The sequence below is a fragment of the Pantoea sp. B270 genome (genome assembly GCF_018726825.1).
Taxonomy (GTDB): domain Bacteria; phylum Pseudomonadota; class Gammaproteobacteria; order Enterobacterales; family Enterobacteriaceae; genus Pantoea; species Pantoea dispersa.
On record NZ_JAHCSX010000001.1, the window covers coordinates 862,062 to 888,338 of the forward strand.

At 58.4% G+C, this 26,277-nt stretch carries 29 protein-coding genes; 14 read left to right on the forward strand and 15 right to left on the reverse strand.

Annotated features, from left to right (window positions below):
* Positions 1–148: 148 nt before the first annotated feature.
* Positions 149–1,351, reverse strand: a complete 1,203-nt coding sequence (gene punC / locus KOL70_RS04240; protein ID WP_215480247.1) for a purine nucleoside transporter PunC — start codon at positions 1,349–1,351, stop codon at positions 149–151.
* A 109-nt stretch (positions 1,352–1,460) separates the two neighbouring features.
* Between punC and punR the strand changes: the two genes are divergently transcribed.
* Positions 1,461–2,372 carry a DNA-binding transcriptional activator PunR gene (gene punR, locus KOL70_RS04245; protein WP_059011034.1) on the forward strand — a complete coding sequence of 304 codons (912 nt, stop codon included), beginning with the start codon at positions 1,461–1,463 and terminating at the stop codon, positions 2,370–2,372.
* Here punR and purR read toward each other — a convergent pair.
* The gene (purR, locus tag KOL70_RS04250) at positions 2,369–3,394 is read right to left on the reverse strand and encodes an HTH-type transcriptional repressor PurR (protein ID WP_021506220.1); all 1,026 of its coding nucleotides are present in this window, start codon (positions 3,392–3,394) and stop codon (positions 2,369–2,371) included. The genes punR and purR overlap by 4 nt on opposite strands.
* 273 nt (positions 3,395–3,667) lie before the next feature.
* On the opposite strand from purR, the gene KOL70_RS04255 reads away from it, so the two are divergent.
* On the forward strand, positions 3,668–3,757 hold the full coding sequence (locus KOL70_RS04255; protein WP_021506219.1) for a YnhF family membrane protein: 90 nt from the start codon (positions 3,668–3,670) through the stop codon (positions 3,755–3,757).
* Positions 3,758–3,813: 56 nt separating this feature from the next.
* Here KOL70_RS04255 and KOL70_RS04260 read toward each other — a convergent pair whose 3' ends face one another.
* Positions 3,814–4,605: a C40 family peptidase gene (locus KOL70_RS04260; RefSeq protein ID WP_215480248.1), complete on the reverse strand. Its 792-nt coding sequence runs from the start codon at positions 4,603–4,605 to the stop codon at positions 3,814–3,816.
* 366 nt (positions 4,606–4,971) lie between these two features.
* Here KOL70_RS04260 and KOL70_RS04265 point away from each other — a divergent pair, with 366 nt between their 5' ends.
* On the forward strand, positions 4,972–5,304 hold the full coding sequence (locus KOL70_RS04265; RefSeq protein ID WP_021506217.1) for a Grx4 family monothiol glutaredoxin: 333 nt from the start codon (positions 4,972–4,974) through the stop codon (positions 5,302–5,304).
* Positions 5,305–5,357: 53 nt separating this feature from the next.
* On the opposite strand, the gene rnt is transcribed toward KOL70_RS04265, so the two are convergent.
* The 5 genes from rnt to eptA all read right to left on the reverse strand — a co-directional run bounded on the left by rnt (position 5,358) and on the right by eptA (position 10,064).
* Complete coding sequence (gene rnt, locus KOL70_RS04270) at positions 5,358–6,026, reverse strand: ribonuclease T (protein WP_021506216.1); 669 nt, start codon at positions 6,024–6,026, stop codon at positions 5,358–5,360.
* A 108-nt stretch (positions 6,027–6,134) separates the two neighbouring features.
* Positions 6,135–6,542, reverse strand: a complete 408-nt coding sequence (gloA, locus tag KOL70_RS04275) for a lactoylglutathione lyase (protein WP_215480249.1) — start codon at positions 6,540–6,542, stop codon at positions 6,135–6,137.
* Between the two features lie 101 nt (positions 6,543–6,643).
* Positions 6,644–7,741 carry an alkene reductase gene (locus tag KOL70_RS04280; RefSeq protein ID WP_215480250.1) on the reverse strand — a complete coding sequence of 366 codons (1,098 nt, stop codon included), beginning with the start codon at positions 7,739–7,741 and terminating at the stop codon, positions 6,644–6,646.
* Between the two features lie 49 nt (positions 7,742–7,790).
* Entirely contained in the window at positions 7,791–8,387 is a 597-nt protein-coding gene (locus KOL70_RS04285; protein ID WP_031279165.1) for a TetR/AcrR family transcriptional regulator, read from the reverse strand.
* Positions 8,388–8,426: 39 nt separating this feature from the next.
* Complete coding sequence (gene eptA, locus KOL70_RS04290) at positions 8,427–10,064, reverse strand: phosphoethanolamine transferase EptA (protein WP_215480251.1); 1,638 nt, start codon at positions 10,062–10,064, stop codon at positions 8,427–8,429.
* Positions 10,065–10,284: 220 nt separating this feature from the next.
* Between eptA and KOL70_RS04295 the strand changes: the two genes are divergently transcribed.
* The 4 genes from KOL70_RS04295 (at position 10,285) to KOL70_RS04310 (ending at position 12,682) form a co-directional block, all read left to right on the forward strand.
* Positions 10,285–10,524 (forward strand): DUF1289 domain-containing protein, encoded by a 240-nt coding sequence (locus tag KOL70_RS04295; RefSeq protein WP_021506211.1) that lies wholly within the window; start codon positions 10,285–10,287, stop codon positions 10,522–10,524.
* A 65-nt stretch (positions 10,525–10,589) separates the two neighbouring features.
* Positions 10,590–11,486: an aldo/keto reductase family oxidoreductase gene (locus KOL70_RS04300; protein ID WP_021506210.1), complete on the forward strand. Its 897-nt coding sequence runs from the start codon at positions 10,590–10,592 to the stop codon at positions 11,484–11,486.
* A gap of 81 nt (positions 11,487–11,567) precedes the next feature.
* Positions 11,568–12,086, forward strand: a complete 519-nt coding sequence (gene sodC, locus KOL70_RS04305; protein ID WP_021506209.1) for a superoxide dismutase family protein — start codon at positions 11,568–11,570, stop codon at positions 12,084–12,086.
* Between the two features lie 128 nt (positions 12,087–12,214).
* Positions 12,215–12,682 carry a hypothetical protein gene (locus KOL70_RS04310; RefSeq protein ID WP_021506208.1) on the forward strand — a complete coding sequence of 156 codons (468 nt, stop codon included), beginning with the start codon at positions 12,215–12,217 and terminating at the stop codon, positions 12,680–12,682.
* Here the strand turns inward: KOL70_RS04310 and KOL70_RS04315 are convergent, their stop codons facing one another.
* The 3 genes from KOL70_RS04315 to KOL70_RS04325 are packed head-to-tail and all read right to left on the reverse strand — an operon-like array spanning position 12,683 to position 15,791.
* Positions 12,683–14,683 carry an FUSC family protein gene (locus tag KOL70_RS04315; RefSeq protein WP_215480252.1) on the reverse strand — a complete coding sequence of 667 codons (2,001 nt, stop codon included), beginning with the start codon at positions 14,681–14,683 and terminating at the stop codon, positions 12,683–12,685.
* Between the two features lie 7 nt (positions 14,684–14,690).
* Positions 14,691–15,548, reverse strand: a complete 858-nt coding sequence (locus tag KOL70_RS04320) for an HlyD family secretion protein (RefSeq protein ID WP_215480253.1) — start codon at positions 15,546–15,548, stop codon at positions 14,691–14,693.
* A 6-nt stretch (positions 15,549–15,554) separates the two neighbouring features.
* Positions 15,555–15,791: a DUF1656 domain-containing protein gene (locus tag KOL70_RS04325; protein ID WP_021506205.1), complete on the reverse strand. Its 237-nt coding sequence runs from the start codon at positions 15,789–15,791 to the stop codon at positions 15,555–15,557.
* Positions 15,792–15,941: 150 nt separating this feature from the next.
* Between KOL70_RS04325 and slyA the strand changes: the two genes are divergently transcribed.
* On the forward strand, positions 15,942–16,379 hold the full coding sequence (gene slyA / locus KOL70_RS04330) for a transcriptional regulator SlyA (protein ID WP_010618966.1): 438 nt from the start codon (positions 15,942–15,944) through the stop codon (positions 16,377–16,379).
* Positions 16,380–16,420: 41 nt separating this feature from the next.
* On the opposite strand, the gene slyB is transcribed toward slyA, so the two are convergent.
* A complete protein-coding gene (slyB, locus tag KOL70_RS04335; RefSeq protein WP_021506204.1) occupies positions 16,421–16,888 on the reverse strand; it encodes an outer membrane lipoprotein SlyB in 468 nt (155 codons plus the stop codon).
* 285 nt (positions 16,889–17,173) lie between these two features.
* Here slyB and anmK point away from each other — a divergent pair, with 285 nt between their 5' ends.
* From anmK to pdxY, 5 genes are all read left to right on the forward strand, one after another.
* Positions 17,174–18,295 carry an anhydro-N-acetylmuramic acid kinase gene (gene anmK, locus KOL70_RS04340; RefSeq protein ID WP_215480254.1) on the forward strand — a complete coding sequence of 374 codons (1,122 nt, stop codon included), beginning with the start codon at positions 17,174–17,176 and terminating at the stop codon, positions 18,293–18,295.
* 9 nt (positions 18,296–18,304) lie between these two features.
* Positions 18,305–18,634 (forward strand): MliC family protein, encoded by a 330-nt coding sequence (locus tag KOL70_RS04345; RefSeq protein WP_021506202.1) that lies wholly within the window; start codon positions 18,305–18,307, stop codon positions 18,632–18,634.
* Between the two features lie 20 nt (positions 18,635–18,654).
* Positions 18,655–19,311, forward strand: a complete 657-nt coding sequence (pdxH, locus tag KOL70_RS04350) for a pyridoxamine 5'-phosphate oxidase (RefSeq protein WP_058769709.1) — start codon at positions 18,655–18,657, stop codon at positions 19,309–19,311.
* Between the two features lie 139 nt (positions 19,312–19,450).
* Positions 19,451–20,725 carry a tyrosine--tRNA ligase gene (gene tyrS / locus KOL70_RS04355; RefSeq protein WP_059011053.1) on the forward strand — a complete coding sequence of 425 codons (1,275 nt, stop codon included), beginning with the start codon at positions 19,451–19,453 and terminating at the stop codon, positions 20,723–20,725.
* 53 nt (positions 20,726–20,778) lie between these two features.
* Positions 20,779–21,639 (forward strand): pyridoxal kinase PdxY, encoded by an 861-nt coding sequence (gene pdxY, locus KOL70_RS04360; protein ID WP_058776274.1) that lies wholly within the window; start codon positions 20,779–20,781, stop codon positions 21,637–21,639.
* A 43-nt stretch (positions 21,640–21,682) separates the two neighbouring features.
* Here the strand turns inward: pdxY and gstA are convergent, their stop codons facing one another.
* The 3 genes from gstA to dtpA all read right to left on the reverse strand — a co-directional run bounded on the left by gstA (position 21,683) and on the right by dtpA (position 24,898).
* On the reverse strand, positions 21,683–22,288 hold the full coding sequence (gene gstA, locus KOL70_RS04365; protein WP_031279159.1) for a glutathione transferase GstA: 606 nt from the start codon (positions 22,286–22,288) through the stop codon (positions 21,683–21,685).
* Between the two features lie 73 nt (positions 22,289–22,361).
* Positions 22,362–23,270: a LysR family transcriptional regulator gene (locus tag KOL70_RS04370; RefSeq protein ID WP_058776276.1), complete on the reverse strand. Its 909-nt coding sequence runs from the start codon at positions 23,268–23,270 to the stop codon at positions 22,362–22,364.
* 122 nt (positions 23,271–23,392) lie between these two features.
* Positions 23,393–24,898, reverse strand: a complete 1,506-nt coding sequence (dtpA, locus tag KOL70_RS04375) for a dipeptide/tripeptide permease DtpA (RefSeq protein ID WP_058757699.1) — start codon at positions 24,896–24,898, stop codon at positions 23,393–23,395.
* Positions 24,899–25,562: 664 nt separating this feature from the next.
* On the opposite strand from dtpA, the gene KOL70_RS04380 reads away from it, so the two are divergent.
* On the forward strand, positions 25,563–26,249 hold the full coding sequence (locus KOL70_RS04380) for a CTP synthase (RefSeq protein ID WP_104186764.1): 687 nt from the start codon (positions 25,563–25,565) through the stop codon (positions 26,247–26,249).
* The last annotated feature ends 28 nt before the right edge of the window (positions 26,250–26,277 follow it).

The following is a 26,277-nucleotide window of genomic DNA, read 5'->3' on the forward strand; positions in this document are numbered from 1 at the left end:
GTGCAGACGCCATCCCAGCGACAGTGTCGCTAAAAAATACGATCATTATGTTATTGATTTGTTGCAGAAATGCTGACCCACTGAGTATATGCTCACGCAAGTCAGTATTCAATGGCTTATCGTTAGTTTGCTAACGATAATCGTTGCCTTAGCAATTATCTTCGCAGGGACGGGAAGCGTGAGCAATATCACTTTGTGCGCTGGCGCTGCGCTGCCACAGGAAACCGGCCCAGGCGAGGATCACCGTGGCGACCATGACCAACGTGGTATGCAACAGCGCATGCTGCAGACCGGCGGAAACAATCAGGCTGGCGAGGAAGCATAAGCCCAGCTGCAGCAGATTCTGCAGGCCGGCCGCTTTGCCGGTGGCCTGCGGGAACGGGGCGAGGGCGCTGGACACCACAATCGGGTAAATCGCGCCATTGGCCAGCGCCATGCCGCAGAACGGCAGCAGCAGAGCCACCAGCGGCGGCGTAGTCATCAGCGCCACCGCAAACAGGCCCAGAATGCTCAGGCTGTAAATCATCAGCAACCACGGCAGCAGCTGCGCACCCTGAAAGCGATTCAGCAGTGCGCGACAGCCAAATCCGCCCAGCAGGAAGGCGATGGTCTGCGGAATATAGCTCAGGCCAATGTCCGCCGGGCTCAGACCCGCGGCGGCGAGGATAAACGGCGAGCCGGTCAGCCAGGCGAAGAAACTGGCGGAGCAGGCGGCATAAATCAGTACGTTACCGCTGTAAATACGCGTCGCCAGCAGCGTCAGCCAGCTGGGCTGCGGCGTGCTTTCGTGGCGCGCACGCGGCGCGCTGGTCAGTTTCAGCGTGCCAAACAGCAGCACCAGCGTCACCAGCGTGAGCGCGAGGAAGATGGCGCGCCAGTGAAAATGGGCCATCAGCCAGGCCCCCAGCAGCGGCGCCAGCGCCGGTGACAACGCCACCAGCGGCATAATCGTGGCAAACACTTTGTTGGCTTTGGCCTGCGGATAGCGATCAACCACCAGCGCCTGCCAGCTCACCGCCGCGGCGCACACGCCTACCGCCTGCACAAAGCGCAGCGCCAGCATCAGCCAGACGTTAGTCACCCACAGCATGGCAAGACAGCTCAGCGCAAACAGGCTCAGGCCGGCCAGTAAAATCGGCTTACGGCCAAAGCGATCCGACAGCACACCCCACAGCACCTGCGCACAGGCAAAGCCGCCCAGAAACAGGCTCAGGCTGGCGCTGATGGTGCCCGGTGCGGAAGCAAAGTCGCGCTGCATGGCGCCGAAGGCGGGTAAATACATATCGGTGGCCAGAAAGCCGAGCATGCTCAGCACGGCAAGGTAAGGCAGAAATCCTTTTGATGACAGCATGGTTTTTCTCATTCGGCAGGTTGAACGGCGGGGAGTGTAAAAGGGTGCAGCGGGCTTTGTGAAACGCTAATATTTGCAGGATGCTGTTAAAATTTTTGATGGGAAAACTATGTGGTCGGAATATGCACTTGAGGTGGTGGACGCGGTAGCGCGCACCGGCAGTTTTAGCGCGGCGGCGCAGGAGTTGCACCGCGTGCCCTCTGCCATCAGCTATACTGTGCGCCAGCTGGAAGGCTGGCTGGCGGTACCGCTGTTTGAGCGGCAGCATCGCGAAGTGGTGCTAACGGCAGCAGGCGAGCATTTTGTGCGTGAAGGGCGTTCTGTTATCAAAAAAATGCTGGCCACGCGCCGTCAGTGTCAGCAGCTGGCCAACGGCTGGCGCGGTCAGCTCAGTATCGCGGTGGATTGCATCGTCAAACCGCAGCGCACCCGCCAGCTGGTAAAGGATTTTTACCGCCATTTTCCCGATATGGAGCTGATCATCAGCTACGAAGTATTTAACGGCGTGTGGGACGCGCTGGCTGATGGGCGTGTCGATGTGGCGATTGGCGCCACCCAGGCCATTCCGGTCGGCGGCCGCTTCGCTTTTCAGGATATGGGCGCGCTCAACTGGCGCTGCGTGGTGAGTCCGCAGCATGCGCTGGCTCACAGCCCGCAGCTGGACGACGAAACTCTGCGCGCCTGGCCGTCGCTGGTGCTGGAAGATACGTCGCGCGCGCTGCCGCGCCGCATGACATGGACGCTGGATAACCAGCGGCGTCTGGTGGTGCCGGAGTGGGAAACCGGGCTGGATTGCCTGCAGGCCGGATTGTGCGTGGGCATGGTGCCGGGGCACCTGGCGCGCCCGCTGCTGGACAGCGGCGCGCTGGTGGAGCTGGCGTTGCCGCAGCCGTTTCCGGACAGCCCGTGTTGCGTCAGCTGGTCTGAGCAGCGCGCGTCACCGGCGCTGGCGTGGTTACTGGAATATCTGGGCGATGCGGAGACGCTGAACCACGAGTGGCTCAGCGAGAAGGCGGCTTAACGGCGGTAATCGCGGAACGGGCCATCGGCCACGGAGCGGCGCTCAATCAGCGTGGGCTGCACTTCAATGGTCTGCGGCTCTTCGCGTTTGCTGGTGATGCGGTCCAGCAGCATCTCCAGTGCCTTTTCCCCCAGCTGCGCTTTCGGCTGGTGCACGGTTGTCAGCGCCGGGGTGAAGTAGCGCGCGTTGCGCACATTGTCGTAGCCAATCACCGAAATATCCTGCGGCACGCGCAGTCCCATCTCGTCGGCCGCGCAAATCGCGCCCATCGCCATGATATCGCCGCCGCAGAACACCGCCGTCGGGCGCTGTTTCTGGTTCAGAATCTGCTGCATCGCCTGATAACCTGACTCCGGTTCGAAGTCACCCTGCACAATCCACTCGGGACGGACGCTGATGCCCGCTTCCTGCATCGCCTGCAGAAAACCCGCATGACGGCCACCACCGGTGTTGCGCTCCATCTGGCCAGGGATAGCACCGATATCGCGATGGCCGCGCTCAATCAGGTATCGTCCGGCGAGGTAACCGCCGTGGAACGCATTGTCCTGCACGGTATCGGTAAAGTCCCCGCGCGATTCGCCCCAGTCCATGACCACCATCGGGATATTGCGGTTCTCTTCCAGCATCTGCAGCAGATCGTCGGGATATTCGGAGCACATGACCAGCAGGCCATCGACGCGCTTTTGCGCCATCATCGACAGATAGGCACGCTGTTTTTGCAGATCGTTATGCGCGTTGCCGAGAATCAGCGTGTAACCACGCTCAAAGCAGTGATTCTCCACGGCTTCAATAATTTCGGCGAAGTAGGGCGCTTCGCTGGAGGTCGCCAGCAGGCCCAGCGTCTTGGTGTGATTCACCTTCAGGCTGCGGGCCACCGCGCTCGGTGAGTAGTGCAGCGCTTTAATCGCTTCCCATACGGCGTTACGCGTCTCTTCCGCGACAAAACGCGTTTTGTTGATGACATGCGAAACCGTGGTAGTTGAGACCCCGGCGCGTTTCGCCACATCTTTAATGGTTGCCATGAAAATGGTACTCCTGGGCTTATCGCAACTTACTGATAAGTATATTGTTAAACGTTTGCGTCTGCTAATGGTTTTGCGCCCTGAATATCAGGGCTAATCTGCTTAATCGGGCAGGGAAACATCCTTCAGCAGGCTGTCAATGCAGCATGCGCTAAATCTGTTGCGCAACGAAAGGCGGCGATTCTAGCAAGCCGGGGCGGATAACACGAGATTTTTGCCCATCACTGTGCGAAAATTATTTAACCATGCAAACTGTGTGACTAAGGAGTTGTGATGAGTACCGATTTAAAACTGGCATTGACCACCACCGCCGCTGCTCTGCTGATGATTATTGCCTTTAGCTTTACCGCCATTCTGCATTAATAAAAAAGCCGGTGCTGCTGAACAGCCACCGGCTTTTTTGTTGCGCAATGCTGAGCTTAGCGCACGGTTTTCGGCGTCATCATACGGCGTGCGCCAACGTAATGCTTCTGCCAGTAATCCTCGCCCAGCGCGCTAATCTGAATGTCCTTACCGGTGCGCGGAGACTGAATGAATTTGCCATTGCCCAGATAAACCCCGACATGGTCGGCGGTACCGCGATTGTTGATGCGGAAGAACACCAGATCGCCTTTCTCCAGCATCTCGCGCTTGATCGGCGCGGCGTCGCGCAGGTGATACATCTCATTGGCGGTGCGGGGAAATTTAAACTTCACCAGGTCTTTGTAGGCGTACCACACTAAACCACTGCAGTCGAAACCGGTGTGCGGTGAGGTGCCTCCCCACTGATACGGTTTACCCAGCTGGCCCATCAGTTTCGTCATCGCGGTTTCGCGCGCTTTTTGATAGCGCAGGCGGTGGGCCTTGCTCATTTTAATGCCGCTCAGCTGCTGCACTTCATCATCAACGGCAACGTCACGCGATTTTTTCGCCAGCCGCTGATGACCGTATTTTTTCGCGCTGAGCTTAAGCGAGGATTTGCGCTGCGTGGTGTGCTGAAGTGCCGTTTCGCTTTTCTGCTGTTTTTTGAGTTTGAACTTTTGCACCGACGTCAGGCGTGACTTTTTGCTGGTGGTTTTCACCGGGCGTCGTTTGCGACGCTCATCTTCACGCGCGTTCTTTTTCTCCGCTTTCTGCAAACTGGCATTAACCGGCGCATGCGGAGAAGCCGCCGCCACATTAAAGAACAGTTGGGCAAAAGCCAGTATGAAAAGCGTAATCAGTAAACGCATAGTCCGGTTACAGGTTAAGCCGTCGGCAGGAAGCCAGACCGCGGTAAAGTTAGAAAAATCTGATCGACGATCAGCACCGGGGCAATTCTAATCCACTTTTTTTGCAAAAGGTAAGGTCTTTTTCCATTAATCTGTCACGGTACTGAAAGTGGGGCAAAAATGAGCGATTTCAGCTGTTTAACCCAGCGGAATTATTGCTAATTATTAATTGATTAATGCTTATTAATGATACGAAAATGTTATTCGTGGCGCGCGAACTTAACAAACATGGCGATATGCGCCGGCTAAGGCAAAATCCCGTTTTCAGTCGCGGGGCGAAGTCGCTACAATAAACAAACACGAAGTGAAGGATTAAGGAAGGCAAAAATGAGTACTGTTGAAAAAATTCAGCGCCAGATCGCAGAAAACCCGATCCTGCTGTACATGAAAGGTTCGCCGAAACTGCCAAGCTGCGGTTTCTCTGCGCAGGCGGTACAGGCGCTGTCTGCCTGTGGTGAGCGCTTTGCGTACGTAGACATTCTGCAAAATCCGGATATCCGCGCTGAGTTACCGAAATACGCCAACTGGCCAACCTTCCCGCAGCTGTGGGTGGATGGCGAGCTGGTCGGCGGCTGTGACATCATCGTTGAGATGTTCCAGCGCGGCGAACTGCAACCGCTGATCAAAGAGACCGCTGAGAAGCACAAAGAAGCAGAATAAGAAAAAGGCCGACAGCAGTGTCGGCCTTTTTTTTGGCTGCGGTCTGACGGGCCTCAGGCCGAGGCATCGTCTTCGGCCGGCTCTTCACTCACCGCCAGCGGCCAGCCGCCGAGGCGTTTCCAGCGATTCACCAGTTCGCAAAACAGCGTGGCGGTCTGTTCGGTATCGTACAGTGCCGAGTGCGCCTGAGTGCTGTCAAAATCTATCCCCGCCGCTTTACAGGCCTTGGCCAGCACCGTTTGTCCCAGCACCAGCCCGCTCAGTGCGGCGGTGTCAAAGGTGGCGAACGGGTGGAACGGGTTACGCTTCATGCCGGTGCGCTCTGCTGCCGCCATCAGAAAATTATGATCAAAGGTGGCATTGTGCGCCACGATAATCGCCCGGTTACAGCCGCTGTCTTTGGTGCCTTTACGCACCATTTTGAAAATGGCGTGCAGCGCCTCATATTCACTCACCGCGCCGCGCAGCGGATTGCTGGGGTCGATACCGGTAAACGCCAGCGCTTCGGGATTGAGAATCGCCCCTTCGAACGGCTCCACGTGGAAATGCAGGGTTTCATCGCGGTGCAGCCAGCCATCCTCATCCATTTTTAACGTAGTGGCGGCGATTTCCAGCAGCGCATCGGTTTGCGCATTGAAACCGGCGGTTTCAACGTCAATCACCACAGGATAAAAACCACGGAAGCGTTGATGGAGTGCGTTTAAGGCGTTCGATTCAGACATCAGGATCTCATTGCAGGAAATGGGGCAGCGCGCATTATGGCAAAAATCGGCGCAGGGTGCAGCAGGAGAGGGAAGTCAGCCCGCAAATTAGCAGGCTGACTAACGGCATTAGTTGCCGAGGCCGTGACCGGCGTGTTTGTTTTCGATCAGCTCGATTTTGTAGCCGTCCGGATCTTCCACGAAAGCGATGATGGTGCTGCCGCCTTTTACCGGGCCGGCTTCACGCGTGACGTTACCGCCCGCCTGACGGATGCGGTCGCAGGTCGCCGCGACATCATCCACGCCCAGCGCGATGTGGCCGTAGGCATTGCCGAGGTGGTATTTATCCACGCCCCAGTTGTAGGTCAGCTCAATGACCGCACCTTCGCTCTCTTCGGTGTAACCCACGAAAGCCAGGGTGTATTTGTATTCGGTGTTTTCGCTCTGACGCAGCACGCGCATGCCCAGCACGCGGGTGTAAAAATCGATGGAGCGCTGCAGATCGCCAACGCGTAACATAGTGTGAAGTAAACGCATAACATCCTCTTTTCAAAAGTCATCAGGGAACCCGCTTAGTATAGCGAGGGAATGCCCTGAAGAAAGCACGCGGCCGCACATCCGCTGCGGCCGCGTTTGACTTACAGTGTCGGGTAGTCGGTGTAACCTTCCCCGCCGCCGCCGTAGAAGCTCTCCGGGCGCTGCGGGTTAAGCGGTGCATCCTGCTGCAGGCGTGCTACCAGATCCGGGTTGGCGATGAAGTCGCGGCCAAAGGCCACCGCGTCAATCAGGCCACGCGCAATCAGATCGTCCGCTTTTTCCACGGTGTAGGCACCGGCACCGATAATCACGCCCGGGAAGGCGGCACGCACTTTCTGGCGGAACTCATCGGTGTAAGGCTTACCGCCCGCCCAGTCTGGCTCAGACAGGTGCAGGTAGGCGAGGCCGCGCTTGCCCAGTTCGCTGATGTACCACAGTGCCGCTTCTTCTTCATCCGGACCGTTTTCCAGATTCTGGAAGGCGCCAATTGGCGAGATGCGGATACCGATGCGATCGGCTGACCAGTTAGCAATCGCCGCATCGACCACTTCCAGCGCGAAACGGCCGCGCTTCTCAATCGAACCGCCGTATTCATCGGTACGCTGGTTAGAACCGGGTGCGAGGAACTGATGCATCAGATAACCGTGCGCAGAGTGCAGCTCCAGCAGGTCAAAATCGGCTTCACGCGCATTGGCTGCCGCCTGACCGAAGTCTTTAACGATCTGCTGAATTTCTGCCACGCTCAGTTCACGCGGCATGGAGGTATCTTCGCGGTATACGCTGCCGTCGGCGGCGCGCAGCGAGGTGCGGGTGCCAGCGGCGATCGCGGACGGTGCAACCGGCGCTTTGCCATCCGGCTGCACGCTATTATGCGAGATGCGGCCGGTGTGCCACAGCTGAACGGCGCTGTGACCGTGCGCGGCGTGAATACCTTCGTTAATCATTTTCCACGCAGCAATCTGCTCCGCGGTGTGCAAACCCGGCGCACCGGCGTAGCCTTTCGCCTGGAACGAAACCTGGGTGGCTTCGGTAATGATCAGACCCGCGCTGGCGCGCTGCTGATAATACTCCGCCATCAGCGGGGTAGGAATATCGCCCGGTTCAATGCTGCGCAGACGCGTCAGCGGCGCCATAAATACACGGTTAGGTACGGTAATCGCGCCCACTTTCAGCGGGGTGAACAGCTGTTTACTCGCCATGATGACTCCTGTAATAGACCGGTCGTCTAGAAATTGCCGTTTTTAAAAATCAGCGGTGATTAAGCCACTGTTCGATGGTGTCGAGCGCCAGGCTAATCGGCCCGGGCTCACGTGAAATCTTGCTCTGCAGGCTGGCACCCAGCCACAGCAGATAACAGCGTTGCGCCAGCTGCTGCGGGCTTTGCCCATAGGGCAGCGGCTGTTCGGCTGCGACCTCCGTCAGACAGCGTGCGTAAGCCGCCGTAATGGCCGTGGCACCGCGCTGCAGCGCATCGCGCATCGGCTCTGACAGATCGCACACTTCGCCGGAAAGCTTAACGCCCAGACAGCCGACGATGTGACCCTGCTCAATAAACAGCCGTTCCGCGTAGCGAAAATGCTGCAATAAGCGTTCGCGTGCAGTAACGCCGGGCTGGGTCAGCTGCTGTTCAACTTGCTGCTGATAGTTGACGAAATAGCGCTCCAGCAGCGCCACACCGAACGCTTCTTTCGAGCGGAAGTAGTGGTAAAACGAGCCTTTCGGCACTTCCGCCAGCGCCAGCATTTCGCTCAATCCCATGCCGGTGAAACCGCGCTGCAGGCAGACCTGCTCGCCGGTGGCGAGCAGATGTTCACGGGTTTCGTTGCGTTGCACTGTCTTGTTCATGGCAGGCAGAGTATTAGACCAGTCGGTCTAATGCAATCCTCAGGCGCGATTCTGGCACGATTTGATCATATCCAGCTGCGGCTGATACTGCTGCGTCTGGATGTTGAACAGGCCGAGCACAGTGTGGAACAGATTATCCTGCGACACCGCTGTCTCTGCCGCCTGCTGGCGCAGACAGGCCTGATCAATGTGATACGCCGCGGCGTAGCCCGGCGACATCCACAGCAGCAGCGGGATGTGCGTCTGCTGCGACGGCGCAAACAGGTACGGCGCGCCGTGCAGATACATGCCGTGTTCGCCCAGCGATTCGCCATGGTCGGACAGGTACACCAGCGCCACGTTAAAGCGATTGCTCAGGCCTTTCAGCTTATCGATGGTGCGACTCAGCATATCGTCGGTATACAGCAGCGAGTTATCGTAGGTGTTGACCAGCGCCTGGTGGTCGCAATCCTGAATCTGATTGCTGTCGCAGGTAGGCGTAAAGCGCTGGAACGCGGCCGGATAGCGCTTAAAGTAAGCCGGACCGTGGCTGCCCATCTGGTGCAGTACGATGATGCCGTCATTGTGCAGGCTGTCGACATAGTTATCAAAGCGATGCAGCAGGACGTCATCGAGGCAGAAGCCATCGTGGCAGTACTGTGGCAGCTGCCACTGCGTCATATCGGTATGCGGCACGCGGTCACAGGCACCTTTGCAGCCGCCGTCGTTTTCGCGCCACAGCACGCTGATTCCGGCATGGGCCAGCACATCCAGCACGCCTTCCTGATGATGGGCGAGGTTCGCGTCATAGTGCTCGCGCGGCATATTCGAGAACATGCACGGCACCGAAATGGCGGTTTCTGTGCCGCAGGAGCTGGCGTTGGGATAATAAATCACCTGCTGCTTTTTCAGCTGTGGGTTGGTGTCGCGCGCATAGCCGCCGAGGGAGAAGTTCTCCGCGCGCGCAGTTTCACCCACCACCAGCACCACCAGCGTCTTCTTCGACCCGGCGGTGATCAGCGGCCCTTTCTTCGCATCTTCGCCAATCTTTACCAGCGCCTGGCTGCCCTGCAGATAGCGCTGATCGACATAATGGCCGGTGCCACTGACAATATTGGCAGGAGTGATCATCTTCACCAGGCCTTTGTTATTGCGGATCAGCGAAGCATAGTCTTTGTAGAACAGCACGGCCATCAGCAGAATCACCAGTACGGCACCGAGCGCACTGGCGAGGCGCTGCAGCAGATTCCACCACCAGCGCTGGCGATTGCTGATACGGACGCTGCACACCAGCGCGACCGGAAGAATGCCCATCAGCAGCATCCAGATGACATAGTTGCGGCTCATCAGCGCGCCGGTTTCCTGCGCATTCGACTCAAACACGTTTTCAATCATGTTGGTGTCGATGACCGTACCAAAGCTGTGCATAAAGTAGTTGGCGGCGGCGCTGGCGAGAATCAGCACAATCAGCAACGGTTTGCGTATCCACGGCCAGGCCAGTAGCGAGAAGAGCAAATAAAACGCCGCGACCAGCACCACCGGCATGCTGGCGGCGAACAGGTAATCATGCACGCGGGTGTAGGGAATAATTTCCCACGCGCGCAATAAAAACAGGGCATTGAGAACAACGGCAAAGAACAACGCGGCCAGTAAATTAAAACTGTTGTCGTGACACTGTAACTTAGAGATCAGTTTCATGGAGACTCATCGGAATAACGGAATATGACAATCGTATGAATTGAAGATGAGGAAAACCTTAACCGCGTCTCCTTACCTGATTGATTCCCTGACTATTGCCACGGTGACGGACGCTGGCGTGGTTGTCGCCGTGTACAGTACCAGCAATAACGGTTTATGCCTTGCACTATGTCACTAAGCTGTTATCAATAAGAGTGGATAGGTTCATTGCGGAGGTGATGTGGCTGAGCAATTAGAGTTTTTTCCGGTTCCGAGCCCTTGTCGCGGTATCTGCCAGAGCGATGCGCGCGGCTATTGCCGTGGCTGTCTGCGCAGCCGGGAGGAGCGCTTCAACTGGATGAAATTCAGCGATGCGCAAAAACGCGAGGTGCTGCGCCTGTGTCGTCAGCGCCTGTTGCGCCTGCAGCGGCAGCAAAAAGTGGATGAAAATCCTGATCCACAGCAACCGGAGCTGTTTTAAGAAAACGCGCCGTGCGCATTTGGTTATACTCGCGCTTTCGCTATTGCGCAGAAGGGAGTTTAACCATGTTACAACCGCACGCTATTGCCCCACAGGGACCCGCTTTTTCGCCGCTGATCGCCGGTTACTGGCGGCTGATGGAGTGGGGCATGACGCCACAGCAACTGGTGCAGTTCATTGAGCATCATCTGGCATTGGGCATCACCACCGTTGACCACGCCGACATCTACGGCGACTATCGCTGTGAAGCCGCGTTCGGCGAAGCGCTGCGCCTGGCACCGCAGCTGCGTCAGCAACTGCAAATCGTCACCAAGTGCGGCATTGCCACCCGCGCGAAACCGGAACATAAAATCGGTCACTACATCACCGAAGCCAGCCACATCCTGCACAGTGCGGAAAATTCGCTGCGCCACTTTGCCACCGATTATCTCGATCTGCTGTTGATTCACCGTCCGGATCCGTTAATGGATGCGGATGAAATCGCCGACGCCTTCCTGCAGCTGCATCAGAGTGGCAAGGTGCGTTATTTTGGCGTGTCCAACTTTACCGCTGCGCAGTTCACGCTGCTGCAATCCCGTCTGCCGTTTAGCCTGGTCACCAATCAGCTGGAAATCTCACCGCTGGAGCAGTCGGCGCTGCTCGACGGCACGCTCGACCAGTGCCAGCAGACGCGTATGCGCCCAATGGCGTGGTCGTGCCTCGGTGGCGGCCGCCTGTTTAACGATCCGCACTACCAGCCGCTGCGCGATGAGCTGGAACAGGTGCGTCAGGAGATCGGTGCCAGCAATATCGAGCAGGTGGTCTATGCCTGGGTAATGAAGCTGCCCAGTCGTCCGCTGCCGATTATCGGTTCCGGTAAAACCGCGCGTGTGAGCGACGCGGTGAAAGCCTGTGAACTGACGCTGGATCGCCAGCAGTGGTTCCGTATTCGCAAGGCGGCACTCGGCTACGATGTGCCCTGAAGCGTAAATCTGCGTCAAACTACGGCAGCCTGGGCAAAAGCGGTCCAGGCTTAGAGGGAATCTGAACCGTAAGGAGACGTTATGAAAAAAACCATTATGGCCGTGCTGACGCTGGTGTGTGCTGCCGGTGCACACGCGGCGTCAGAAGACGTGACGCTGCATCAGGTGACGGCGCAGGGTATCGGTGAGTCGATCGGTAAGGTGACCATCAGCGAAACCCCGTATGGCCTGCAGTTCGCGCCGGCGCTGAGCGGGCTGAAACCCGGCATTCACGGCTTCCACGTCCACGCCAAAGGCAGCTGTGAGCCCGGAGAATCCGCCGGCAAAACCGTGGCGGCCGGCGCGGCGGGCGGTCACCTCGATCCGCACAACAGCGGCAAGCACCTCGGTCCGTACGCTGACGGTCACCTCGGCGATTTGCCCGCGCTGTATGTCACCGACGACGGCAAAGCCAGCTATCCCGTGGTGGCGCCCCGCCTGAAATCGCTGAGCGAGATCAAAGGCAAAGCGTTGATGGTGCACGTCGGCGGCGATAACCATGCTGACCATCCGCAACCGCTTGGCGGTGGCGGGGCGCGTCTGGCCTGCGGCGTGATCTGACCACCGGGCGGCGACGGGCCTGACCCGCCGCCGCCGCGCAGAAAAATTCTGACCCATTTTCCTGCTACTCAGCGGCAACATTCCATCCTATGATGTTGATTCAGGAACGGAACCGCTCAGGGGCAGGCATGAAAACGCGTGGGATTTTGCTGTTGTGTTTAGCGCTGGTGGGCTGCGATCGCCCGAATGATACCCAGCTGCGACTGGAGGCCAGCCGTCAGCTGCAGCGAGATATAGATACCAATCCGCTGCGCGCCAGTTGTGAAAATATTGCCCGCGGCCGCGAATGGCTGACGCAGCATACCCTGCAGCGGCTGCAAGCCAAAGGCTGTCAGAATGTCCTGCGCAGCGCCACCGAAACCAATTTCACCCATACCGAAATCCGCCGTCACAGCATCACCGTGGTGTGCGGCGGCATTCAGGGCACCAGTTTTACCGGCAGCACGCTGGCACGGCGCTTTATCTACTCGTCGGATGAGAAAGCGCTGGTGATCGAACCGATGTCCGAGCAGGATAAAACCCGCTTTGAAGGGCAGAAGACCCTGCAGCAGCTGCACGATGACTTTGATCGGCAGTTTACCCAGTACTGTGAATGATCAATCCGGCACCGCCTGACGCAGCTGCGCCAGCGAACAGCGCAGGCGCCACAAAATACCCGCCAGGGTGTTCGCGTCGCTCTCCGGCTGCCCCTGAAGCTGATCAATGGCCTGCTGCAGCGTATCCAGCGCGGTCTGCAGCGAGTCGTGACGCACACCGCGCAAACTCATAATACGCTGCAAGTCCTGCAGACTGCTGTCGCGCAGCTGCGCCAGCGCCGGTGAGCGGGGTTGCCAGGCGCGCAGCTGCCAGACAATGTGCGAACAGTTCAGCAGCACCACGCCCCAGCGCAGCAGCCACAGGCGCGCCTGCTCATCACGGCTGTGGCTCAGCTGGCTGATGTGATGATAAATCTGCGATTCAAACCGGCTTTCACTCAGACGCGGCTGGCGACGTAGCTGATCGAGAAAAGCGTGGCGCAACGCCCGGATATGGCGCCGGCTGCGGCGCGCATCAGAACCCGGCTGTAACACCTGAAACGCCAGCCACGCCAGCAGGACGCCACACACTTTTGCCAGGTTATCGTTAAGGAAGCTCTGGAAATCCCAGTCTGGCGGATTACTTACCGCGATAAACGATCCCATAAACACAATAAACTGGCCCCAGAGCGCGGCGCGTTGCTTCTGTTGCAGCTTAAACAGTTGCAGCGTCAGCAGCAGCGGGAACAGCAGCAGCAAAAACTGCCACAGCGCGCTGATTTGCACCATCAGACCAAACTGTAGCACAAAGCTGAACAGCGACAGCCACAGCAGCGTTTTCAGCAGCAGCGACACGCTGCCGCCGGGCGAAGGCGATGACGAGTAGAGCACGCAGGCAATAGCGGTAAGCGTCAGCGCGGCGGCGCCAGCGTCCCACTGGGTCCCGATCCAGAACGCGCAGCCCAGCATGATCACGCTAAACGTGCGCAGCGCACTCCAGCCAGCTTCGGCACTGTCGCTGGCACGTGCCAGTGCCGGCGCGTACGGCGGCTGGAAACGGGTGTCAGCGTCGGCGCGCTCAATCAGGCGAATCCAGCGCTCCACATTCAGCCATACCCAGCAGAAGTAGCGCAGCCGCTGGACAAAAGCACGCTGGCGGAAATCACCGTGCACGTCCGGCGTGATGCTGCGCAGAATCTGCGCCAGCCGGTATTTATCACACTGCGGCTGCGCCAGTTCGTGCAGCAGCTGTTGCATTGCGCTGTACAGCGCCGGCGGCGCGTCGGGCCAGTTAAGCAGCATGCGCCGCAGGCTGGAGAGCACGCTGGTCAGGCGCAACTGCTGATGCAGCACGTAATTAAGCACGTTATTTTGCCGGCGGAAGCGATAGTGGCTCCAGAAGGCCTGAATGCGCAGCAGATTCATGGTGAGGATTTGGCTGATCACCGTTTCGTGGGCGGTGCGCACATTTTCCGTGCTGCTCTGCTGCAACAGCAGCACGGCGTGGTCGAGCAGGCGGGTGTGCATCTGGCGCAGCGATAGCATCAGTGCGCTGCCGTCCGAGGTGCTGGGCAGGATCATCATCATCAGCCCGGCGCAGAGAATCCCGACGATCACTTCGCACACGCGCGCCTGGGTGATGTCCCACAGCTGGCTGACGTCGCTAACGTTAACGCTGCTGAAGGCGATAATCGCGGCGGTGTAACCGGCCAGTGAAAAGGCGTAGGCCACATTGTTTTGAAAATGGCTGGCGACCCAGGTGCAGAGCGCCAGCCAGCCGGCCATGAAAAAGGCAAACAGCCACGGTTCGTTGAGCGTATGACCGGCAATCAGCAGCGCGGCGCTGGCACCGAGCAGGCTGCCGACGATGCGGCCCAGGCTTTTGCTGATGGCGCCGCCGACGGTGGGGAAACTCACCACCGCGGCGGACGTCATGGCCCAGTAAGGCTGATCCAGCTGCAGCGCATACGCCAGGGTGAGCGCCAGACACATCGCGATTGCATTACGCAACGCATAGCGCCACTCGCCGCCGGTTGCCTTTATCCACGGCAGATTGTGCCAGGCCAGCCACTGCAGATTCATGCCGGCCTCAGTGCGCGACAGAGATGGTGCAGGTGGTACCGGCCACCAGCGGCACATTATCCGGTACCGCGTTTAGCCGGATACGCACCGGGACGCGCTGCGCCAGCCTGACCCAGGGCACGTTGGGTTTGATATCAGGCACCAGACCGCCGTCGCTGGCGATGCTTTGATCGTAAATGGCCCGCCCGATGCTCTCCACCTTGCCCTGCAGTCGTGCGCCGTTGCTATACAGCACGATTTGCGCCGCCGCGCCGGGCTGGATATGGCGCAGTTTGGTCTCTTCGAAATAGCCCATCACATAGTAAGAGTGGCTGTCGACCAGCGCGAACAGTGGCGTACCAGCGGTCGCGTAATTGCCGGCACGCAGCGTCAGGTTACTGACCCAGCCGTCGGTCGGTGCCGTCACCGTGGTTTGCTGCAGGTTCCAGCGCGCCTGATCGAGCATCGCCTGTGCGGCTTTCGCTGTGGCGGCCGCCGCATTCGCGTTGAGGCGCGCCGCGTCCATATCTTCAGCGGATATCACGTTACGCGGCAGGCTGGCACGGCGATCCGCCTCATGCTGCGCTTTGGCGAGGTCGGCCTGCGCCTTCGCCAGCTGGGCCTGCGCATTGGCCAGCGCAATCTGCCACGGCACCGGATCCAGCGTCAGCAGCACCTCGCCTTTATGCACGAACTGATTGTCGCGCACGGCCAGCGTGCTGATACGGCCGGAGACCTCGGGCGTCACGTCCACCAGTTCAGCGCGCACTTTGCCATCGCGCGTCCACGGGGCCTGCATGTAGTAGTTCCACATCCACCAGCCTGCGAGCAGCGCCAGGGTAAACACCACAAGGGTAGAAAAGTACTTAAAGGGGTTGAATTTCATGGTGATTTATCCGAGGCTCAGTATCCACAGTGCGCCGCTCACGCACAGAACAAACAGTGAGAGATCCATTAAGGTGGGGTGCCAGACATCGCCGGAGTAGATCCAGCCGCGCAGCAGCGGATGAATCAGCAGCCAGAAAAAGAAGCCCAGCAGCACCGCTTTGAACAGCGGCGGGAAGAACAGTGAGGCACCGAACACCAGATCGGTCAGCGGCGCCGTCGCGGTGAGCGCGAAGATTGACACGTGGCATCATCCTTTTTACCCGGGCACGGTTAAATCAAGTGTAGACAGCGGGCGTGCCGTCTGGCCCGGGATTTGTAATTTGTCCTGTAAACTCGCAGAATAGTGTAAAATCTGGCTTGATAGCTAGCAAGCTAATTATAAGGAGATGAAATGGATACGCCGCTTGGAACAGATCTGTCTCGCCTGGTGCGCATCTGGCGCGCGTTGATCGACCAGCGTCTGAAGCCGCTTGAGTTGACACAAACCCACTGGGTGACGTTGCACAATATTCATCAACTCCCGCCAGAGCAGTCGCAGATTCAGCTGGCGAAAGCCATCGGTATTGAGCAGCCGTCGCTGGTGCGTACGCTGGATCAGCTGGAAGAGAAGGGGCTCATCACCCGCGCCACCTGCGCTAACGATCGCCGCGCCAAGCGCATTAAGCTGACCCGTCAGGCTGAGCCGATCATTGAGCAGGTCGAAAACGTGATTGACGCGACGCGTGACGACATCCTCTCCGGCATCAGCCTCGAAGAGATCAATCAGATGGTAACGCTGATTGCCCGGCTGGAAAAAAACATTCTCGAGTTGCAGAACCGCGAGAAATAAAAAAACCGACGCACTGGCGTCGGTTTTTTTTATCTGCGCGCTTAGCGCGGAGAGACGGTGACCTGGCTGCCGTTGGAGGCCATCACCACGCGCTGGCCGACTGAGTAACGGCTGGCGGACTGCTTCTGCACCACCATAATGGTATTGCCGTCATCCTTACGGATCTCCAACTCTACGCCGTCAGATTTGTTGAGCGCACCCTGCACGCCCTGACCGGCTACGCCGCCCAGTACAGCACCGCCGGCCGTTGCCAGACTGCGCCCCGCGCCGCCGCCGATGGTGTTACCGAGGAAACCACCCAGCACCGCACCGCCAATAGCACCGATCACATTACTGTCATCGCCGCCCTGAATTTTTACCGGACGCACGGATACCAGCGTACCGTATGAGACGCTTTGAACCTGCTTGGCTTCGCTGGCGCTGTAAACATCGCCGGAAAGGGTATCGTTATTAACACAGCCAGCCAGCGTGATACCCGCCAGGGCTACGGCTACGAAACGCTTAATCATGAGAAAGCTCCTTAATGCAAAAAAACGCCATATTCTCGTCCTGTACTGCAACAGTATAAGTCAGAAAATGGTCAATTGACGCGATGTCCGAACAATATGCGGCTGGGCCGAAGCATAGACCACCGCCCATCAACAAAAATTCAATTGCCGGATGAAAATAGTTTGCTGCCGGAATGCGTGTCGCAGCGCAGTTGAAAAGCGGAAATTTATCATAGAATTAGCCCCGGTAATTTGCCAGGCTAAACACAGATGCATTGCAGGCCCGCAAACGGGTAAGGAAGCGCTATGAAATCAGGACGCTATATCGGCGTGATGTCCGGCACCAGCCTGGACGGCGTAGACGTCGTGCTGGCCGCGATCGACCAGCATATGGTGGCGCAACAGGCCAGCTACTGCCATCCCATCCCGCTGGCGCTGCGTCAGCAGGTGCTGGCGATTTGTCAGGGACAGACGCTGACGCTGTCGCAGCTCGGTCAGCTCGATACCCGGCTCGGCCAGCTGTTTGCGGAAGCCGTACTGACGCTGATGCAGCAGCAGGCGCTGGAGGCCAGCGATATCATGGCGATTGGCTGCCACGGCCAGACGGTGTGGCACGAGCCGCAGTCGGCGGCACCGAATACGCTGCAAATTGGCGACAATAACCAAATCGCTGCCGCGACCGGCGTTACGGTGGTGGGCGATTTTCGCCGCCGCGACATGGCGCTGGGCGGCCAGGGCGCGCCGCTGGTACCGGCTTTTCACCAGGCGTTGCTGATGGACAGCGTTGAACGGCGCATGGTGCTGAATATTGGCGGCATCGCCAATCTGTCGCTGCTGATCCCCGGTCAGCCGGTGCGCGGCTTTGATACCGGGCCGGGCAATATGCTGATGGATGCGTGGATCTGGCGCCACAAAGGCCTGCCGTTTGATAAAGATGCCGGCTGGGCGCGCAGTGGCCAGGTCGTGCCCGCGCTGCTGGAGCAGATGCTGGGCGATCCGTGGTTTGCGCTGCCGCCACCCAAAAGCACCGGTCGGGAATACTTCAACCTGGGCTGGGTGGAACAGCAGCTGCAGCGCTTCCCGGCGCTGGCCCCGCAGGATGTGCAGGCAACGCTGTGCGAGCTGACAGCGCTGACTATCGCCCATCAGGTACGGCTCAACGATGGCTGCGATCGTCTGCTGGTGTGCGGCGGCGGCAGTTGCAATCCGCTGCTGATGGCGCGGCTGGCCGCGCATCTGTCTGGCACCGAGGTGGGCACCACCGATCAGGCCGGTATCAGCGGTGATGATATGGAGGCGCTGGCCTTTGCCTGGCTGGCGTTCCGCACCCTGTCCGGGCTGCCGGGCAATCTGCCGGCGGTAACCGGCGCGCGCGAAATGAGCGTGCTGGGTGCTATCTATCCCGCCAATCCCCACGCAATACGTTAAGGAGCAAACATGAAAAAGATGATCGTGCTGGCCGGCACCCTGACCTTACTCAGCGGTTGTGGTATCTGGCATAAACCCGCACCCGCGCCAGAGACGTTACATTACCAGTGTGGCACGCTGCCGCTGACGGTCACTCTGGACAACGCGAAGCAGCAGGTGAGCTTTATTCTGGACGGCAAACCACTCACGCTGACCCAGACGGTGTCTGCCTCCGGCGCGCGCTACAGCGATGGGACCTACGTTTTCTGGTCAAAAGGCAATGGCGCCTTTGTTGAACGCAACGATAAAATCGTGATTAATGATTGTGAACTGCAGAACGCGGATGCCTCCGCACAGTAAGAGAGAACCGGGATACCAGCATGAGCGACAGTGACAGCTTGCAACAAATTGCCCACCTGCGCCGGGAGTACACGCGCGGCGGGCTGCGGCGCAAAGATTTGCCAGATACTCCTCTGGCGCTGTTTGAGCAGTGGCTGCAGCAGGCGTGCGCCGCGCAGCTGCCCGATCCCACCGCCATGACGGTGGCGACGGTGGACAGCAGCGGCCAGCCCTATCAGCGCATCGTCCTGCTTAAACACTACGATGAGCAGGGCATGGTGTTTTACACCAACCTCGGCAGCCGTAAAGCGCTGCAGCTGGCGGACAATCCGCGCATTTCCCTGCATTTCCCCTGGCACTTCCTTGAGCGTCAGGTGATGGTGCTGGGCGAAGTGGAAAAGCTGTCGCCGCTGGAAGTGCTGAAGTACTTCCACAGCCGTCCGCGTGACAGCCAGATTGGCGCCTGGGTATCGAAACAGTCGAGCCGGATTTCCGCGCGCGGCGTGCTCGAGGGCAAATTCCTTGAGCTGAAGCAGAAGTTTCAGCAGGGGGAAGTGCCGCTGCCGAGTTTCTGGGGCGGATTCCGCGTCAGATTCCACACCATGGAGTTCTGGCAGGGCGGCGAACATCGCCTGCATGACCGCTTCCTTTATCAGCGTGATGGCAGCGGCTGGACAATCGACCGTTTAGCACCGTAAAACTGCGTTTTATCCCCTTTCAGCGCTGGCGCACGGCTCGTCAGCGCTTTATGCTATAGCCCTCATTTTTTTCGTATCCGCACGTCAGCGGACAGCTGTGTACCAGCATAGGTGCAGTCTGATCAATTTGGAGTCAGTGATGACCAGCAGTAACCTGATACAACAATTGCAAGAGAGAGGCTTAGTAGCCCAGGTAACGGACGAGGAAGCGTTAGCAGAGCGGCTGGCGCAAGGGCCAATTGCACTCTATTGCGGCTTTGATCCCACCGCTGATAGCTTGCACTTGGGCCATCTGGTGCCGCTGCTGTGCCTGAAACGTTTCCAGGATGCCGGCCACAAGCCGGTGGCCCTGGTCGGCGGTGCCACCGGCCTGATCGGCGATCCCAGCTTTAAAGCGGCCGAACGTAAACTCAATACCACGGAAACCGTTAACGAGTGGGTAGAGAAGATCCGCAAACAGGTTGCGCCTTTCCTCGATTTTGACTGCGGCGACAACAGCGCCATCGCGGCCAACAACTATGACTGGTTTGGCGGCATGAACGTGCTGACCTTCCTGCGCGATATCGGTAAGCACTTCTCGGTCAACCAGATGATCAACCGTGAAGCGGTGAAAATGCGCCTGAACCGTGAAGATCAGGGCATCTCCTACACCGAGTTTTCCTACAACCTGCTGCAGGGTTACGACTTTGCCGAACTGAACAAGCGCTACGACGTGGTGCTGCAGATTGGCGGCTCCGACCAGTGGGGGAACATCACCTCCGGCATCGATCTGACGCGTCGTCTGCATCAGCAGCAGGCGTGGGGACTGACGGTGCCACTGATCACCAAGTCGGACGGTACCAAATTTGGTAAAACCGAAGGTGGCGCGGTATGGCTGGATGCGAAGAAAACCAGTCCGTACAAGTTCTACCAGTTCTGGATCAACACCGCCGACGCGGACGTCTATCGCTTCCTGAAGTTCTTCACCTTCATGAGCATTGAGGAGATCAATGCGTTGGAAGAAGAAGACAAAACCAGTGGCAAAGCGCCGCGCGCGCAGTATGTGCTGGCTGAGCAGGTGACGCGTCTGGTGCACGGCGAAAGCGGGCTGAGCGCGGCGAAGCGCATCACCGACAGCCTGTTCTCCGGCAGTCTGAGCGACATGACCGAAGCGGACTTTGAGCAGCTGGCTCAGGATGGCATGCCGACCATTAGCCTGAAGGCGGACGACGATCTGCAACAGGCGCTGGTGGCGGCGGAACTGGTGCCGTCACGCGGCCAGGCGCGCACCATGATTGGCTCCAACGCGGTATCTGTCAACGGTGAGAAACAGTCTGATGCCGAGTATCGTTTCAGCGACAGCGACAAACTGTTTGGTCGTTACACGCTGCTGCGTCGCGGCAAAAAACACTACTGCCTGATTAGCTGGCAGTAAGGTGCAAGGGCCGGTCTCCGGCCCTTTTTTATGGCAAGCAGTACAGGGCAATAATGAAAAATATCCTCGCAATCCAGTCTCACGTGGTTTATGGCCACGCCGGTAACAGCGCGGCTGAATTCCCGATGCGACGCATGGGCGCCAACGTCTGGCCGTTAAACACCGTGCAGTTTTCCAATCACACCCAGTATGGTCACTGGACCGGCACCGTGATGCCCGCCACCCATTTGACCGATATCGTCAGCGGGATCGCCGCCATCGATCGTCTGAAAACCTGCGATGCGGTGCTGAGCGGCTATCTCGGCTCGGCGGAGCAGGGCGAACAGATCCTGGAAATCGTGCGTATGGTGAAGGCGGCGAATCCTGACGCCTGGTATTTCTGTGATCCGGTGATGGGCCATCCGGAAAAAGGCTGCATCGTCGCGCCCGGCGTGGCGGAGTTTCACTGCAAGCAGGCGATGCCGGCCAGCGATCTTATCGCGCCGAACCTGCTGGAGCTGGAGATGCTCAGTGGCCAGACGGTCGCTAACGTGGAACAGGCGGTGGTTGCCGCCCGCGCATTGATTGCGCAGGGGCCGCGCGTGGTGCTGGTGAAACACCTGGCGCGCGCCGGACGCCGTAGCGACCGCTTTGAAATGCTGCTGGTCACCGCCGATCAGTGCTGGCACATCAGCCGTCCGCTGGTGGATTTTGGTGTGCGTCAGCCGGTGGGGGTTGGCGATCTGACCAGTGGTCTGCTGCTGGTTGACCTGCTGCACGGCAAATCGCTGCAGGATGCGCTGGAACATGTCACGGCGGCAGTATATGAAGTGATGCTGAAAACCCACGAGATGGGCGAGTATGAACTGCAACTGGTGGCGGCGCAGGATGCGATTGCGCAACCCACGCAGCACTTTGCGGCAGAACAGCTGTAATCGCTGCTAATCAACAGGCCGGCCAGCACGCCGGCCTGTGGCGTCAGACCAGACCTTCAGCCTTCAGTGCGGCCTGAACCGCCGGCCGCGCGGCCACCCGCGCAAACCATGCCTCCAGCGCGCTCAAACCTTCGAGATTCAGTTTGATGGCTTTTGCCCAGCGCGTAACCACAAACAGATAGACATCGGCGACGGTGAAGCGTAACCCCATCAGCCACTGTTTATCCTGCAGCGCATCGTTAACGCGCTGAAATTTCTGCTCCAGCTGTGCACGCACTATAGCTTTGTACTCTTCCGGCGTATCCGGACGGAACAGCGGGGAAAAGGTTTTGTGCAATTCGCTGCTGATGTAGCTCAGCCACTCCAGCGTGTGATAGCGCGTCAGGCTGCCGGTCGGTGCCAGCAGGTTGCGATCCGGCTTGAGATCCGCCAGATACTGCACAATCGCCACGCCTTCCGTCAGTATGCTGCCGTCATCAAACTGCAGCGCGGGAACCTGTCCTTTGGGGTTTATCTGCCAGTAATCTTCTCCGCGCTCGGTGACTTTCTTCTGCAGATCGACATTGACCTGCGTAAAATCCAGCCCGCATTCGCGCGCAACGATATGCGGCGAGAGCGAACAGGCACCGGGCTTACAATAGAGTTTCATCATGGCCTCTCCTGATGAGTTGTTGTGATGACAGCAGCATAAAACTGCCAGAAATTTTTACCAGTGACAGCGATCAGGAATTGCGGGCGGGCGCGGGAAATTCAGCGGCCGCCTGCAGTCGCGGCGGCAGTGCCGTGAGCGCGAAATCCCAGAAACAGCGTACCTTGGGCGCCATGTTTTTCACCCGCTGCGCCACCAGATGCACCGGCAGCGGTGCCGGCTCCCACTCGCTCAGCAGGCGGATCAGCGTGCCAGCCTGCAGTTCATCTATCACCTGATAAGACAACAGACGGCCAATGCCCTGGCCACTGCGCAATGCATCCAGCTGGCTGGCGATATCATTGACGCGCAGGCGTGGGGTGATGCGCACACGCAGGTCGTGCGCGAAGCGCCACTCACGGGTATGGCGCACGCCTGCCACCAGCGCATGCATGCTGAGTTCAGCCGGATGGGCCGGGATTCCGGCCTGGCGAAGGTAATCCGGGCTGGCGACCAGCATCGAGCGTACGCTGCCGACGTTGCGCGCCACCATCGACGAATCCTGCAGCTCGCCAATGCGAACTGCAATATCCAGCCCGTTTTCAATCAGGTCCTGATAGCTGTCGCTTAGAATCAGTTCGATTTGCATTTCCGGATGCTGTTGCAGAAAGGCATTGACCAGCGGCATCACGTGACGACGGCCACACATCACCGGGGCGGTAATGCGCAGCAGGCCGTGCAGTCCGCTGTGGTGGGCGCTGTCGAGCGCGCTCTGGTAATCGTTAAGCAAGCGCTGCGCCTGCTCAAACAGCTGCCAGCCGCTCTCGGTGGGAGCCAGCTGGCGCGTGGTGCGTTCAATCAGGGTGGTGCCGAAACGTGCTTCCAGCGCATTCAGGGTGCGGGTAATGACCGGCGGCGAACGCTGCAATACGCGCGCCGCGCCAGCCAGGCTGCCCTGCTGAATCACCGCAACAAACACCTGCAGCTCGTCAAATCTGTCCATGAGCCATTCCCGATCTCAGCCGTGCAAGGCGAGCATAAAAAGCGTGTTGCTTAAACTACAGCGGAAAGCGGGGGTTGTGAAGGGGGATAAAAAAAGCCGGGCTTAGCCCGGCTCAGAAACGATTACTGGTTGGCGCTGGCGCGCTTCAGTTCTGCCTGCGCGTCATCCTGCGTCATGCGGTTGAGCAGCGGGGCGGTAATCAGCATCAGCAGGGCGATTACGCCAGTGGCGATACCAATCTGCTGGAACACCTGGCTATACACGGCCAGTGAGGCGTGAGGATCGGTGACGTTTTCCGGCACCGCCATCAGGTTCGCTACCTTACCGGCAATCATCGCGGCGCCGGCGGTGGTGAGGAACCAGGAGCCCATAATAAAGCCCATCAGACGCTGCGGCACCAGCTGCGCCACCATCGCCAGGCCGAGACCGGAGATCATCAGCTCACCGATACTCTGCAGCGCATAGCTCAGAATCAGCCAGTTTACCGAAACGATACCCGCCTGGTTCGCGAATTTCGCGCCAAACGGCAGCACCAGAAACGCTGCAGAGCACAGCACCATGCCAATGGCAAACTTGTGCGGCATCGGCAGTTTATCGCCAAGCTTGTTATAGACTGCCGCCAGAATCGGGCTGGCTACCATGATCCAGAACGGATTGAGCGCCTGGAACTGTTCCGGCTCAAAAGTGATACCGAGAATCGCGTGCTCGACGTTACGGATGGCGAAGAAGTTCAGCGAGGTTGGCATCTGCATGTACAGCACGAAGAACACAATGGCTTCGACCATCAGCAGGAAGGCGACAATCATTTTGCGGCGTGCCGCGCCGTGCAGCGCAAAGGCTTCTTTGGCAAACACCAGCACGATACCGATGGCGATCACGCCCAGCGTCATGCGGGCAATGCTCTGATGATGCAGCAGCCAGGTGGCCAGCGCGATCAGCGCAACCACGCCGACAAGGGTCATCAGAAGTTTACCGACCTGCAGCGGCGCAAAGTCTGGTTTGGAGCCGTAATTCTTCACCAGGCGCTGGCAGAACAGGAAGTTCAGCAGGGTGATCACCAGACCCACCACCGACAGCGAAAACGCCGCGCCCCAGCCATATTTGGCCGCCAGCCACGGAGTCAGCATCATGGAGAACAGCGAACCGATGTTGATCGACATGTAGAACATGGTGAAGGCACCGTCGATGCGCGGATCGTCTTTCTCGTAGCAGGTCGACAGCAGTGAAGAAGGGTTAGCCTTGAACAGCCCGCTACCCACGGCGATGGTCGCCATGCCGACATACACCATGGTGGTGTCATGACCGGAGAAGGCAATCATCGCATAGCCCAGCGCCAGCACAATGACGCCGAGAATAATCACGCGTTTGGTGCCGAGCACTTTGTCGCCCAGCCAGCCGCCAATGGCAACCAGGCCGTAAACCAGTGCGCTGAAGGAGGTGAACAGGGTGATGGAGTCCGCTTCGGACATCCCCAGCTGTTTCACCAGATAGACCGCCATGATGGCTTGCAGACCGTAGTAGCCAAAACGCTCCCACAGTTCGATGGAGAAGATCAAATAGAACGCTTTCGGCTGACGGAAGGCGTTAAGGCTTACCGCCTCATCAGTGTGTTTGTTTGCAGTTGACACGTATACCTCAGTTTATACATCGCCTGTTTTACAACAGGAATTAAGTCTGCGTCGGGCTGGGTAATCCCGCGCAACATTGTTATTAGAAAGGAAAAACGGCGCCTAATTTGGCTGAATCAGGCCAACAGGGCAAGCATTTTCTGCACGCTGAAATACTTGTTACAGGCAGGGTTATAACCAGGATAATAACTTGTAAATCAGTGTTAAATATCACTGCGTGACATTATAGCAGTATAATTGTTCTTGTTGCAGATCGGTTGATGGATTTTCCTGAGATAAACTGCTTTTCCTGCTCCGGGCAGGACATAATATTATCCAGTCTGTTCAGATGGATGATTCCCCTGATTTTTGCCGAAGAAGTAAGCGCAATTGTCTGATTGTTGAGCACAATAAGCAGCTGACGGTTCGCCGCAGGCTAATTTGTTGATCCTGCGCACAAAATTATCAATTAATTAGAAATGTAAAAAAAGAAAACGATTGCCGCTCTCCCGTTTGCCGACAATTTCACCACTTAATCGCGGCTTTCATTGTATAAGCTCTGCAACGCCCCCGGTGGCAGCGACCTGTTGCGCCAGGCAGGGGGAGGATCGATAGCCGATCGCCAGCCCTTAGACAGCCTGAAGAAATTGCTGTAACCTCGTTTTTTCCCTGCAAGGAACTCATCATGAAGCAGTCCGTTCGTGTCGCTCTCGTGGGCGATTACCGTGCCAGTGCTGTCGCGCACCAGGCTATTCCTCCCGCTGTTCAGCTTGCCGCAACCTCTCTCTCACTTAACGTAACCGCCGACTGGATCGCGACGCCGGAAATCGATCTGCCGCGTCTGCACGACTATGATGCCGTCTGGGTGGTGCCTGGCAGTCCCTTCCTGAATGATGCCGGCGTGTTCGACGTCATTCGCTGGGCGCGCGAAAGCGGTAAACCCTTTTTAGGCTCGTGCGCCGGCTTTCAGTATGCGGTGGTGGAGTACGCGCGCAATGTGCTGGGCTGGGAAGATGCTGGTCATGCCGAGACCGACCCTGACGCGCGTTGGGTGATTGCGCCACTGGCCTGCTCGCTGGTCGAGCAGCGCGGTGAGGTCACGTTTGAGCCGGGTTCGCGTATTGCTCAGGCCTACGGCGCGCTGCAGAGTAACGAAGGCTATCACTGCAACTTTGGCGTTAACGCTGAGTTCAGCGAGGCGCTGGCCACGCGCAATCTGCGTATTACCTCATGGGATCTGGAGGGGGATGTGCGCGGGGTAGAGCTGACCGATCATCCGTTCTTTGTCGCCACGCTGTTCCAGTCTGAACGCGCCGCGTTACAAAACCGGCTGTCGCCGCTGGTCGTAGCGTGGCTGCAGGCGGCGCGATAACAGTTAATAAGCGATCTACGGCGCGCAG

Excerpts from the sequence above, each read along its gene's own strand:
- purR (WP_021506220.1), bottom strand. The coding sequence starts at position 3,394 with ATGGCAACCATTAAAGATGTGGCGAAACGCGCCGGGGTCTCAACTACC.
- KOL70_RS04300 (WP_021506210.1), top strand. The coding sequence starts at position 10,590 with ATGTTACAACCGCACGCTATTGCCCCACAGGGACCCGCTTTTTCGCCG.
- slyA (WP_010618966.1), top strand. The coding sequence starts at position 15,942 with ATGGATACGCCGCTTGGAACAGATCTGTCTCGCCTGGTGCGCATCTGG.
- eptA (WP_215480251.1), bottom strand. The coding sequence starts at position 10,064 with ATGAAACTGATCTCTAAGTTACAGTGTCACGACAACAGTTTTAATTTA.
- KOL70_RS04285 (WP_031279165.1), bottom strand. The coding sequence starts at position 8,387 with ATGAACAAGACAGTGCAACGCAACGAAACCCGTGAACATCTGCTCGCC.
- sodC (WP_021506209.1), top strand. The coding sequence starts at position 11,568 with ATGAAAAAAACCATTATGGCCGTGCTGACGCTGGTGTGTGCTGCCGGT.
- KOL70_RS04380 (WP_104186764.1), top strand. The coding sequence starts at position 25,563 with ATGAAGCAGTCCGTTCGTGTCGCTCTCGTGGGCGATTACCGTGCCAGT.
- KOL70_RS04280 (WP_215480250.1), bottom strand. The coding sequence starts at position 7,741 with ATGGCGAGTAAACAGCTGTTCACCCCGCTGAAAGTGGGCGCGATTACC.
- KOL70_RS04320 (WP_215480253.1), bottom strand. The coding sequence starts at position 15,548 with ATGAAATTCAACCCCTTTAAGTACTTTTCTACCCTTGTGGTGTTTACC.
- KOL70_RS04255 (WP_021506219.1), top strand. The coding sequence starts at position 3,668 with ATGAGTACCGATTTAAAACTGGCATTGACCACCACCGCCGCTGCTCTG.
- punC (WP_215480247.1), bottom strand. The coding sequence starts at position 1,351 with ATGCTGTCATCAAAAGGATTTCTGCCTTACCTTGCCGTGCTGAGCATG.
- rnt (WP_021506216.1), bottom strand. The coding sequence starts at position 6,026 with ATGTCTGAATCGAACGCCTTAAACGCACTCCATCAACGCTTCCGTGGT.
- KOL70_RS04345 (WP_021506202.1), top strand. The coding sequence starts at position 18,305 with ATGAAAAAGATGATCGTGCTGGCCGGCACCCTGACCTTACTCAGCGGT.
- KOL70_RS04315 (WP_215480252.1), bottom strand. The coding sequence starts at position 14,683 with ATGAATCTGCAGTGGCTGGCCTGGCACAATCTGCCGTGGATAAAGGCA.
- tyrS (WP_059011053.1), top strand. The coding sequence starts at position 19,451 with ATGACCAGCAGTAACCTGATACAACAATTGCAAGAGAGAGGCTTAGTA.
- KOL70_RS04370 (WP_058776276.1), bottom strand. The coding sequence starts at position 23,270 with ATGGACAGATTTGACGAGCTGCAGGTGTTTGTTGCGGTGATTCAGCAG.
- gloA (WP_215480249.1), bottom strand. The coding sequence starts at position 6,542 with ATGCGTTTACTTCACACTATGTTACGCGTTGGCGATCTGCAGCGCTCC.
- gstA (WP_031279159.1), bottom strand. The coding sequence starts at position 22,288 with ATGAAACTCTATTGTAAGCCCGGTGCCTGTTCGCTCTCGCCGCATATC.
- KOL70_RS04310 (WP_021506208.1), top strand. The coding sequence starts at position 12,215 with ATGAAAACGCGTGGGATTTTGCTGTTGTGTTTAGCGCTGGTGGGCTGC.
- KOL70_RS04260 (WP_215480248.1), bottom strand. The coding sequence starts at position 4,605 with ATGCGTTTACTGATTACGCTTTTCATACTGGCTTTTGCCCAACTGTTC.
- pdxH (WP_058769709.1), top strand. The coding sequence starts at position 18,655 with ATGAGCGACAGTGACAGCTTGCAACAAATTGCCCACCTGCGCCGGGAG.
- KOL70_RS04265 (WP_021506217.1), top strand. The coding sequence starts at position 4,972 with ATGAGTACTGTTGAAAAAATTCAGCGCCAGATCGCAGAAAACCCGATC.
- slyB (WP_021506204.1), bottom strand. The coding sequence starts at position 16,888 with ATGATTAAGCGTTTCGTAGCCGTAGCCCTGGCGGGTATCACGCTGGCT.
- pdxY (WP_058776274.1), top strand. The coding sequence starts at position 20,779 with ATGAAAAATATCCTCGCAATCCAGTCTCACGTGGTTTATGGCCACGCC.
- anmK (WP_215480254.1), top strand. The coding sequence starts at position 17,174 with ATGAAATCAGGACGCTATATCGGCGTGATGTCCGGCACCAGCCTGGAC.
- punR (WP_059011034.1), top strand. The coding sequence starts at position 1,461 with ATGTGGTCGGAATATGCACTTGAGGTGGTGGACGCGGTAGCGCGCACC.